11 protein-coding genes are annotated in these 10,490 nt (G+C 40.0%); 1 reads left to right on the top strand and 10 read right to left on the bottom strand.

Annotated elements, in window-relative coordinates; translation table 11 throughout:
* Window positions 1-164 precede the first annotated feature (164 nt).
* The 6 genes from QZ998_RS16330 to QZ998_RS16305 form a co-directional block, all read right to left on the bottom strand.
* On the bottom strand, window positions 165-833 hold the full coding sequence (locus tag QZ998_RS16330; protein WP_296561899.1) for a DUF3786 domain-containing protein: 669 nt from the start codon (window positions 831-833) through the stop codon (window positions 165-167).
* Window positions 833-1,480: a DUF3786 domain-containing protein gene (locus tag QZ998_RS16325; RefSeq protein ID WP_296561897.1), complete on the bottom strand. Its 648-nt coding sequence runs from the start codon at window positions 1,478-1,480 to the stop codon at window positions 833-835. Before QZ998_RS16325 ends, QZ998_RS16330 begins: the two co-directional genes overlap by 1 nt.
* Before the next feature lie 16 nt (window positions 1,481-1,496).
* On the bottom strand, window positions 1,497-3,422 hold the full coding sequence (gene acsV, locus QZ998_RS16320; protein ID WP_296561895.1) for a corrinoid activation/regeneration protein AcsV: 1,926 nt from the start codon (window positions 3,420-3,422) through the stop codon (window positions 1,497-1,499).
* A 72-nt stretch (window positions 3,423-3,494) separates the two neighbouring features.
* Window positions 3,495-4,280, bottom strand: a complete 786-nt coding sequence (locus QZ998_RS16315) for an AAA family ATPase (RefSeq protein WP_296561894.1) — start codon at window positions 4,278-4,280, stop codon at window positions 3,495-3,497.
* 466 nt (window positions 4,281-4,746) lie between these two features.
* On the bottom strand, window positions 4,747-5,088 hold the full coding sequence (locus tag QZ998_RS16310; protein WP_296561893.1) for a cupin domain-containing protein: 342 nt from the start codon (window positions 5,086-5,088) through the stop codon (window positions 4,747-4,749).
* 30 nt (window positions 5,089-5,118) lie between these two features.
* Window positions 5,119-5,916 carry a 4Fe-4S binding protein gene (locus tag QZ998_RS16305; RefSeq protein WP_296561892.1) on the bottom strand — a complete coding sequence of 266 codons (798 nt, stop codon included), beginning with the start codon at window positions 5,914-5,916 and terminating at the stop codon, window positions 5,119-5,121.
* Between the two features lie 98 nt (window positions 5,917-6,014).
* Between QZ998_RS16305 and QZ998_RS16300 the strand changes: the two genes are divergently transcribed.
* Window positions 6,015-6,671 (top strand): Crp/Fnr family transcriptional regulator, encoded by a 657-nt coding sequence (locus QZ998_RS16300; RefSeq protein WP_296561891.1) that lies wholly within the window; start codon window positions 6,015-6,017, stop codon window positions 6,669-6,671.
* Between the two features lie 34 nt (window positions 6,672-6,705).
* On the opposite strand, the gene QZ998_RS16295 is transcribed toward QZ998_RS16300, so the two are convergent.
* The 4 genes from QZ998_RS16295 to QZ998_RS16280 form a co-directional block, all read right to left on the bottom strand.
* Window positions 6,706-6,888, bottom strand: a complete 183-nt coding sequence (locus QZ998_RS16295; RefSeq protein WP_296561890.1) for a hypothetical protein — start codon at window positions 6,886-6,888, stop codon at window positions 6,706-6,708.
* Between the two features lie 526 nt (window positions 6,889-7,414).
* Complete coding sequence (locus QZ998_RS16290) at window positions 7,415-8,290, bottom strand: LysR family transcriptional regulator (RefSeq protein WP_296561889.1); 876 nt, start codon at window positions 8,288-8,290, stop codon at window positions 7,415-7,417.
* Between the two features lie 111 nt (window positions 8,291-8,401).
* A complete protein-coding gene (locus tag QZ998_RS16285) occupies window positions 8,402-9,733 on the bottom strand; it encodes an MFS transporter (RefSeq protein WP_296561888.1) in 1,332 nt (443 codons plus the stop codon).
* 177 nt (window positions 9,734-9,910) lie between these two features.
* Window positions 9,911-10,267 carry a NifB/NifX family molybdenum-iron cluster-binding protein gene (locus tag QZ998_RS16280; RefSeq protein WP_296561901.1) on the bottom strand — a complete coding sequence of 119 codons (357 nt, stop codon included), beginning with the start codon at window positions 10,265-10,267 and terminating at the stop codon, window positions 9,911-9,913.
* Window positions 10,268-10,490: the final 223 nt, after the last annotated feature.

Below are 10,490 nucleotides of genomic sequence, written 5' to 3'. Positions count from 1 at the left end.
TCAAAGACACAAAAAAATAAAAAAGTACGCACTTTTTACATCACAGAAAAATCCTGCAAAGCCTGCTGTATCAAGGCTTTACAGGATTTTATTTTTGTTCAAGTGTCAAACTCGGGATTGTACACTATTAGTTAAAAGTTTGTCAATTATTTTTCGGCATTTTTCTAAAATTTATCCGATTTTTTTTTAGAGTCTAAAGACAAAGTAAAGGTTTTCAGTGAAATCATCAAAACATCTCCTAAAATTGCTAAGTCTTTAATATTAAAAACGTCTGTTAATTTTTTATCAAATAGAATTTGCGCCTCTGCTTCGAACTCATCATCCCCAAACCATAAAATCCAGACAATCTCTACCCCCGGTGTTACTGTGAACTGCCAGGAAAGATCACCTTTGCCATATGGTATCGCTTTTTGATTAACCATATATTGTTTTAACTGGTCTGGCTTTTGATTGCCAATTTGGGCAAAAACCTGAATACAGCGTTTATGAAAATTTGAATAGTAAATCGGGCCGTCAGGAAATTCCTTGAAGCTGATCCATTCTGAGCTTTGCGTTTTGCCAGTGGCATTCATCAAATAGCGGAGGATGAAAATTTTGATCGAGTAATTATCAAATTCTCCCCCCAAGGCATTCCGCACCAAGCCACTCGGGTGATCCACAAAATAGGAATCACCGAGGACTCTTATTTCAAACCGCCCATTTTTCGAATCGAAGGGACAAAGTGATTTTTCACTCATCACCAGGGGATCAAATTTTTTAAACAGATCCCGATTGACGCGATAACTACTTTCCGAAAAATGGGGGTCTATATCCGGTATCTTGGATTGTTTCATTATTTCTTGCTGAGTTCTTTTAATGCCGGAATAAAGATATCACCCATTACTGCCATATCTTCGGCGCTGAAGGCAGAGGGGAAATTAGCGTCAAATAGTATCTGTGCTTCTGGTGGGAATTCATCATCACCAATCCACAGAATAACCGTCATGAACATATTATTGATGACTTCAAAACGCCAGGAAAGATCACCGATACTTTGTGGTTCGGCACCCAACACAACCATCGCTTTTTTTAATCCATCAAGATTATAATTAAAGGTAAAGGCAAACCGCTTTAAACAGCGTCCTTCAAAACAGGGATAATAAATGTTTCCGCCTGAAACATCGCGATAAGCGATATTTTCACCGGTGGCCTTGACCCCTTTGGCATTAATCAAATAACGCAAAATCATTGTTTTGAGCTTGTAATTGTCAAAATCCCGACCCTCAAAGTCTGTCACATCGCCAGCCGGATAGGCCACCTTGTATGGTGTTCCCATCAATGTGACCGTGAAGAAGTTACCTTCTGCATCATATGGACAGGTACTGTTGTTGGCAATGGTATCCGGATCCTGGTCTTTTAATAGCCCCTTATAGTGTTCATAGGGTAATTTATCTTTTCTTTTTTCTTCTATTGCGGTTTCGTCCCGTAATGTATTTTCCATTCTCAATCTCCTATTTTCAGTTTTCCAGCGAAGGAAATAAATTCATATTGGTGTGAGGTATAAAACAAGCCGAAATAAACTCGTCCATATAGGTTGGGTGTACACTCAATTCCATATAAGTCATATTTTGAGAGATCTCCCGAATCTTATCTTTTCCTTCACTTAGGGTCAGGGCAAGGTAACATCCTTGCATTGAGCTGTTTCCGATATAGTAGTATTTATCTACCGGTATATCTGGCAACATCCCCAGGGCAATGGCATTTTTTATATCGAGATTGGTGCCAATTCCGCCGGCAACATAAATGTTTTCCAGCACATCGATCGGCATATCGAGGCTTTCCATTAAAATATAAATGGCCGAGAAGACTGCTCCTTTTGCCTTGATAAAGCTGTCGATGTCAATTTCTGTGATATAGATATCTTTCGAGCCATTATCCAATTCTTTGGAATAGAGATGATACTGCCCAATGCCGTATTCATCAAATTTAATCCGGGGATGATTCAAATCCCGTTCCATTCGTCCTTTTCCATTGATGATGCCGGTTCGTTTCATTTCGCAAATTAAATCGATAATCCCAGAACCACAGATTCCCACCGGACTTAAATGACCAATCGTGTTATAAAAAGGTCTTAGGTCGTCTTCATTGATGGTAACCTGTTCGATGGCACCAGGCACTGCCCGGGTACCACAACTTATTTCGCCACCTTCAAAAGCTGGTCCGGCTGAACAGGCACAGGTCATCAAAAAATCTTTGTTTCCAAAGACAATTTCCCCGTTTGTTCCCAAATCCACCAGCATGGTGAAGTCTTCCCGCATCCAAACGGGTACGGCAAAGACCCCAGCAGTAATATCCCCGCCAACATAGCTGGCAACGGACGGCGCTAAATATATCTTTCCTTCCGGATTAACATTGATCCCCAATTCTGCACATTTCATTTCCGGAATGTCATTAATAGCCGGAATAAAGGGTTCCCGTCTTAAATAATCCGGGTTTAATCCCAGCAGCAGGTGGTTCATGGTTGTATTTCCGGCGGCACAGACCTCGTAAATATCTTCTTTGGTAATGCCGATTGTTTTTACCAACTTTTCGATGAGGTTATTGATACTTTCATCGACGATCGCATGACGAAGATTTTCTAAACCACCGGGTTTTTCTGAGTAAACAATCCGGTTAATCACATCGGCTCCATATTTAACCTGAGCATTTCCCATCGAGGCCTTTGTTAAAATCTCATTGGTGTTCATATCTACCAGACAGGCTGATACGGAAGTCGTGCCAATATCCAGGGCAATCCCGTAGAGTACCGACTTTTCGCCATTTCCCGGTTTGACATCGAGAATTTCAGCCACTTCCCGGCGTTTTAAATAAACAACTTCAATTAAAAAATCATTCTGTCTAAAGGCATCTGGCAGTTTCTTCATGACATTCAAACTGATCGTGATGTCTTCGTAGCCTAAATTCTGCTTAAAGTAGAGTTTTAACCGATCTTCATCGGCACTGTTGTCCTCAATACTAGGACATGGCAATTGAATAATCTCAGACCAGAGCCGACTGGCATTGGTCATCCCTTCTTTGATCATTTTCTTGCGGACATATTTGATGTTCTTATTTTCATTGTCTGATAGATCGGTGATCTGCATTTCGTTTACAAAAGAAGATGCTAAATCTGGTACTTCCACCTCGATATCTTCAATGATAGTTGCATTGCAAGACAGCACTATCCCCTGAGCCATTTCTTGCTCAGAAATGTGCCGGGATTTTTCTGTTTTAACCTGACCCGACGTAATTTTCACCTTGCATTTACCACAGGTGGCGTTGCCGCTGCATGGCGAATCAATCATCACACCGGCGCGTCTGGCAGCTTCCAGCAGGTTTTCTCCATTGCTTGCAATTAAGTCAACCGATCTTTTTCCTTTAATATTAAATCGTACCTTTTTCATATAACAATCTCCCCTTTTCCGCAGTTTCCGTCTAAAAGGGCTGCAAAACAGCCCTTTTCTAATATTTAAAATCTATTTCTTGCCGTTTTTGATGATTTCTAGTTTGTTGACAATATCTCTTAAGGCCACCTTGGCTGGTGAATCAGCGGGTAACTGAACCAGTGGTTTGCCGTAGGCGTCGTATTCAAAAACATTTTGATCCAGTGGCACTACACCGATGAGATCAAGACCCTGATTTCTAATTTCTTCGGCTGTTCCTTCGTTTAAAATGCCATCTGGCGCGCGGTTAACGATCAGCTTGATCACTGGTACTTTTAGTTTTAGTTCAGTGATCAACTCTTTAATCCGACCAACGGCCTGAATCCCCCGACGGGAACAGTCACTGACAAGAATAAGCATGTCAATTCTGCCAAGGGTTCCCCGACTTAGATGTTCCATGCCGGCTTCGTTATCGACAATGATGTATTGATAGTTTGTTGCCAGCATGTCAATTTGTGTTTTCAGAATTCCGTTAACATAACAATAACAGCCAGCGCCCTGGCTACGGCCCATAACCAGTAGGTCATAACCATTTCCTTCAGCAACTGCCTGATTTAATCGAAGTCTTAAGAAATCTGTTTTAGTTACACCAGGAGGCAGTGGTACGCCATCCATTTCGGCTCGATTCACTTCTTCTTTGATCTCACCAATGGAAAGATCCACCTCTTCGCCAAGCACTTCATTGAGGTTTGCGTTAGCATCTGCATCCACTGCTAAAATAGGACCCAGACCTTCCGCTACTAAATATTCAATAAGCATACCGGTAAGACTTGTTTTACCAACGCCACCTTTACCTGCAACTGCAATATTAAAAGCCATAATGTTTTCCTCCATTATTGTTTCCCGGTCAAATTACTCTATGTATCAGTGTATGTTATTATCACCGATTTATCAACAGGAAAAATTCGTATTTTGTCAACTTGTATATATATGTATCGACAGGGCTATCATACCATAATCATTCTATTTTTACAACACCACTTTGTCACAAAAAGATCAAATTAAAGCCTTTTTAAAATATTTTTTCCCCACTTCTGCAAAGGTTTACGAAACAATGCTGCAGCCTATGTTTTTGCGCATTTTTGCTACTTTGATTAAAAATCAAATGCATTTGATTTTTAATCAAAGTAAGACTTCTTTTGGCAATTTTTAATCAAAAAAAGCCACATCCCCGGCGTTTTGGGACATGGCTGTATTTTTTAGGCAACTATTTTCAGGACAAAATTTTATCGGTAGGCCTATTCTTTAAATTTATTCTTCGTGAACTTGTCTTGACTTAGTCTATCTATTGCGGGAAAACAACAATCAAAAACATTTTAAACTGTTCGTTTGCGTGAACTGCGTGAGGTTTATTGGCCGGCATAACAATTGTTTCGCCTTTTTTTACGATATATTTTTCACCTGAAATCGTAATTTCACCCTCGCCATCAAGCGCAATAATCATTGCATCACCATCAGATGCATGAGAACTGATTTCTTCACCTTTATCAAATGCAAATAATGTTAAGCTGAGTGCTGATGACTGAGCTAATGTCTTACTGACAATTTGATTGTCTTGATATGTTACCATATCTACAAATGTCAACACCTCTGCCACATCAATATTTTTTAGATATTTTTTTTCCATGACCTGATCCTCCTTATCCATGATCATCTTCTATACGTTTTCCAGTACTTTTCCATCCGTAGTGACGGTTATTACCTGCCAGGGAATCATTTTTCCTGAATTCTGAAGCGCCGAAGTAACTGCTGCTGTGATACCTCCGCAACAGGGGACTTCCATTCGCACGACAGTGACGCTTTTGACATCATTAAGTTTTAGTATCTCGGTCAGTTTATCAGCGTAGTCAACAGCATCTAGTTTGGGACAGCCAATTAAGGTAATCTTATTTTTGATAAAGCGATTATGAAAATCAGCATAGGCATAGGCTGAACAATCTGCGGCAATCAATAGGTGTGCACCATTGAAATAGGGTGCATTAACCGGTGCTAATTTTATCTGAACCGGCCACTGTCTTAATTGTGATTCGGGTGCTGTAGTCGCGACCGGTTTATCGGCTGTCGGTTCTTCCCGAACAATTGCTTTGGATGATGATCCCGGACAACCGCAGGCCAACGGCTCTAAACCTTCATCTTCAACCGTGTCCCGGATCATTGTTTTCGCCTGGGTTCCTGGACAGCCACCGGCTTTGGCACTGCCATTCTTAGCTGCTTCCTGCTTTTTGATGTTCTCAAGGACAGCGGCCTCGTCATAGGCTGCGGCTTCCCGTTCAACAAAGGTGATCGCTCCGGTGGGACAGCTGGGTAGGCAATCTCCCAATCCATCACAGTAGTCATCTCTTAATAATTTTGCTACCCCGTCAACCATTCCAATTGCGCCTTCATGGCAGGCTTCTGCACATAATCCGCATCCATTGCACTTTTCTTCATCTATTGTTATTATTTTTCGTATCATCTTTTTTTCCTCCTGGAATATGGTGTATTGATTTCTTGAGCCAATCATATTATAATTTACCCAAAAGAACTGTTGCATATGCAACATAAAGGGAAATTATGAATAAAAATATAGCAGTTTTAAGAAAAGTTAAATTATTCGATGGCATCAACGAAAACCTGGAAGCCATGCTTGCATGTCTTGGCGGTGAAGAAAAAAGTTATGACCGAGGCGAAATTATCCTATTGACCGGCCAGCCGGTAACCACTGTCGGGGTTATTCTTAGCGGAGAAGTCCAGGTTATTCAAGAGGATTATTATGGTAACCGTTCAATTCTGACCGAATTAAGCCCCAGCCATATTTTCGGTGAAGCCTTTGCCAGTGCCGGGATTAAGGAAAGCCCGGTAACGGTACTGGCAAAAACCAATGCCACGGTGATGTTTCTGGGAATCGAACGGATTATTAATACCTGCCCCAACTCCTGTGTCTTTCACAATCACCTGATTGAAAACCTTTTGAAAATTTTAGCCCGAAAGAATATTCTCCTCAGCAGCAAAAACCAGTTATTATCGCGGCGAACCATTCAAGACAAGGTGCTCTCCTATCTGTCACTACAGGCCGAAAAAAAAGGAAACCTCGCTTTTGAGATTCCCTTTACCCGCAATGAATTAGCTGATTTTTTATGTGTTGATCGCAGTGCCTTATCCCGGGTTCTTTCCAAACTCCAAAAGGATGGGATTATTGAGTACGACCATAATCATTTCAAGTTGCTTTAATAAATCTTTATCTTACCTAATGAATTATGATTAATCAATAGCCTTTATTTTTTCTTTTCACCCAACAGGTATTGGCTTTGCAGGTTAAGCAGGAACGCGAACCATAATCATTGCATAGCCAAATTTTTTTATCAGTAGGATTCTTTGCCGTTTCACACAAACGCAACTCTTTACCTAATCTTTTGTTATAACCATTCATTAAACTTTCCATATTCATTTTAGTACCCTCCTAAAAATATGTTTGTTTGTGTTTCTGACCTTAGTTTAACACACATGCAATGCAAACGATATCAAGCGTCCCTTTCCAACTAGCAACAGATTCTTTACTCTGATTTTTCTCAAATAAAAAGAGACTAAGCGATAAATGCTAGTCTCTTCTTACTATTTTTTTATTTGAAAGGCTTAGGTTAGGTAAGTAAATATTTTATTTTAATCTCTTATGTCATTCAGACAATCGATCCGATTATTTCATCCAACATGTGTTGCAGGCTAAACAGGAACGTGTGCTGTAATCGTTGCATACCCGTATCTTTTCATTATCAGGATTATTTTCTGCTTCACACAATACCAACTCTTTTTGATATTTTTGATCAAGTCACTCATTATATTATTCATATTCATTTTGTTCCCCCCTAATATGTTTTTGTTTATGGATTCAGTTTAACATATCAGTCGTGCAAACGCTATCAAGCTTCCCTTTCCAACTAGCAACAGATTCTTTGCAATGATATTCAGCAAACTTTTTAGATTCTGTTCATAATATATAGCTCAAACCGCTCTCCGGCTGCGGTAAGCATGGCATTCTTGTTATGCAAAAAATAAATATCCCAGGAAAACTCTGTATCTGCAAAAGGTATCGCTTTAACCGATTCGACCCGGAAATCATCTGCCATAAAATCAATTGACACCGCCAGTCCTTTTTTTAATCGACATAACTTATGAGAGAAACTCATTTCTGCTGTTTCGACAACAATTTTTGGTACAAATCCGCTTTCCATACATTTTTCGATGAAACGATGATAAATTCTAAATTCTCGTCCCTCAATCACAATGTCTTCATCTTTTAACATCTCAAAGGTAATTTCTTTCTCATCAAAAAGGGGATGACCTTCATAGACCATCAATACCATTTTATGACTTAATAAGTATTTCTGTGTAAAGTGATGTTCATCAGATTTCCCCGCACAGATGCCAATGTCGGCACTTCCTGAGCTGATCATTTTTTCCAACTCTCTATCTGTACACTCCCTCCAGTGCAACTGAATGTCCAAATTATATTCCATAAAATCAAACAACAGTTCAACCGATAGGGCACTCATTACACCATAGGAACAGGCAATCATTAGTCTCTCTTTTTTATTTTCCAACTTTTTCATTCCTGTTTCAATCTCCTGAAACTCTTTTATCATATGTTCAGCTTTTTTTTGTAAAAATTCTCCACTTTTTGTGGGAATAACCCCATTTTTTGAGCGAAGAAACAGGGTTGTATCAAGTTCTGCCTCTAAATTTTTTATCAGTCGACTGAGTCCCTGAGGTGTAATAAAGAGACTTTTGGAGGCTTGATTGATACTTTTTTCTTTATACACCTGAACAAAGCATTCTAAATCCTTGCGATTCATTTTTCACCCTCTATTTTTCAAAGTTTTCTGTTTAAAAAGCAAGCGTAGCAATTTTACTGTTTCACACCGATAAAAACAACCTGCATCTTTATCTACAGCAATTCTAAATTTCTACGCCGGACTGATCGCCGCATTTTTTTCCTGATTATTTTCAATATCCTGATACAGGGTACGGGAAACCACAATCGAATCACCGCGATCATAGAGCCGATCCAGATAATCCAGATAGGCGCCGGGGGTAATAATACCATTGACCTTAATCAGATCAATTCCGGTTTTACCGACTAGCGTATCGACCAGTTTGACGCAATTCGTTCCCAGGGCATAATAGGTTTTAAATTCGTTGCCCTGTTGAAATTTATAAAAATTAGCCTTTGCATCATTATAAAGCTGACTGGAAACATCCTCAAATTTCTTTGGATCGCCTTCAATTTCGCCTTTATCAGCCTGCTCCGCCTTTGATTCCCAGGGCAGAACCTGAGAAAGGAGCTTGTCTAACTGATCCTGCACCCCTTTTTTTTGTTCGGGCGTCAGTGCGAGACCATAGCCCATTAAAATTTTCTTTTCAACCTTCAGCGCCTGTTTAACATGTTCGGCCTTGGGTAATTCAACCAACACGCCATCGGCTAAAAATCCGCCTAACTTCCAGGTGGAATCGTCGTAATTGCCGTAACTGTAAACATTCTCCCCAATGGAGGCATCGACATGACCCATACCAGGAATCAACCCTTCTTTAGTATGGATAAAAATCTCCATATCGGTGGTTCGTTCAAGGGTATGGTCTTCCAGTAGCAATAAGGCATCTGGTTCTTCTTCTACCAATTCGTTTACTTTTTTTAGCATCCGCATTGGCAAGAAAGCCGCAAATACCAGCGGTAAGGTGACGCGGATATGCTTTTTGGCTTTTTTTGCACCATCATTGTGTTTCATCAAGCTGACCAAGGCATCACCAAAAATATTAATGGCAAAAAAGATCAGATATATTCCAAAGATAATGCCAAAGATCCGGCCTGATGTAGTCAAAAAAGCCATGTTAATTCCCAAACCGATATAAACGAGCGCCACTAGCAAAGTCCACACCCAGGAAGCCCCATCTATTTTTAATTTTATACTGCTTAATAAAACAAAACAGCCAATAATAATCCCCAGCATCCCAATTGCAAAACTAAAGGGTACCTTTAAATACTGGGGGTTGAGATAGGTAAAGACCCCTCCAAAAAAGCATAAAAATCCTATTCCCAGCTCTTTGAACTTACTTTCATCCTTTTTTAGAAAAATAGCAAACAGATACATCATCCCAACCACCACCAACATAATGGAAATACTGGTGATAATTATGTTCCAGGCCAGTTTAACGTTCAATAGCATATTCATGCCGCCGATAAATACTGCCATGGATATCAATAACCAAATAACCGGAGCGGTGTTTTTAAATGCTGACATAAGCATCGACCTCCTGAGTTTTCTTTTATTTTATCAGAGTTTACTAATAACTACAATCGTGTTATTTAGATTAAAGGCAATTAAAAAGAACTCTGGTTCAACAAAAACCAGAGTTCTTTTTTGGGCGCTTCCTCGGAAAATGATTTCAACCCGACTAAACACCTTTTAAATTTCGACTTACTCGCCACACTCATCATGATGTTGATGTTCGTGACAGACCGATCCGGTCGAAACCAGTTCTCCCAATAAGTAACTCGTCACGAGATCTTCCGCTTTGCCTTGGGCACCAGTAATCACTTCAATATTTTTCTCGTTGAAAATATCAACTGCACCGCCGCCCATGCCACCGGAAATAATAACATTGACGCCTTTATCATCTAGAAATACTGGCAAAAATCCTGGTTTGTGACCCGGGTTTGGTACCACTTCAGTTGTTACAACCTTACCATCGACGGTATCATAAATCATAAAACTTTCACAATGGCCAAAATGGCCTGAAACCATACCATTATCACTTGCTACTGCTATTTTCATTTTTATAACCATTCCTTTCGCTTCGCTCAAGGCACAAAACGTCGTGAAACATCTTGCCTTTAAGCATCATTCTAATTATTATATAGAGAAGTGGTGTGTCTCGAGATGTGTTTTTTAGTGCTTTACATGTCAAAGCTTCACACGTTCTTGGTGCGCAGCAGGTTGTTTAGCTGGAGCGTGGGGATTTTGTTGATGCGTTTCGTCGATGTCTGCTCGTGCATCA

This window comes from uncultured Acetobacterium sp. (assembly GCF_927416815.1).
Lineage (GTDB): Bacteria > Bacillota > Clostridia > Eubacteriales > Eubacteriaceae > Acetobacterium.
Note: the sequence above shows the minus strand (reverse complement) of the source record. Positions and strands in the feature narration are given on the sequence as shown.

Excerpts from the sequence above, each read along its gene's own strand:
- QZ998_RS16330 (WP_296561899.1), bottom strand. The coding sequence starts at position 833 with ATGAAACAATCCAAGATACCGGATATAGACCCCCATTTTTCGGAAAGT.
- QZ998_RS16325 (WP_296561897.1), bottom strand. The coding sequence starts at position 1,480 with ATGGAAAATACATTACGGGACGAAACCGCAATAGAAGAAAAAAGAAAA.
- acsV (WP_296561895.1), bottom strand. The coding sequence starts at position 3,422 with ATGAAAAAGGTACGATTTAATATTAAAGGAAAAAGATCGGTTGACTTA.
- QZ998_RS16315 (WP_296561894.1), bottom strand. The coding sequence starts at position 4,280 with ATGGCTTTTAATATTGCAGTTGCAGGTAAAGGTGGCGTTGGTAAAACA.
- QZ998_RS16310 (WP_296561893.1), bottom strand. The coding sequence starts at position 5,088 with ATGGAAAAAAAATATCTAAAAAATATTGATGTGGCAGAGGTGTTGACA.
- QZ998_RS16305 (WP_296561892.1), bottom strand. The coding sequence starts at position 5,916 with ATGATACGAAAAATAATAACAATAGATGAAGAAAAGTGCAATGGATGC.
- QZ998_RS16300 (WP_296561891.1), top strand. The coding sequence starts at position 6,015 with ATGAATAAAAATATAGCAGTTTTAAGAAAAGTTAAATTATTCGATGGC.
- QZ998_RS16295 (WP_296561890.1), bottom strand. The coding sequence starts at position 6,888 with ATGAATATGGAAAGTTTAATGAATGGTTATAACAAAAGATTAGGTAAA.
- QZ998_RS16290 (WP_296561889.1), bottom strand. The coding sequence starts at position 8,290 with ATGAATCGCAAGGATTTAGAATGCTTTGTTCAGGTGTATAAAGAAAAA.
- QZ998_RS16285 (WP_296561888.1), bottom strand. The coding sequence starts at position 9,733 with ATGTCAGCATTTAAAAACACCGCTCCGGTTATTTGGTTATTGATATCC.
- QZ998_RS16280 (WP_296561901.1), bottom strand. The coding sequence starts at position 10,267 with ATGAAAATAGCAGTAGCAAGTGATAATGGTATGGTTTCAGGCCATTTT.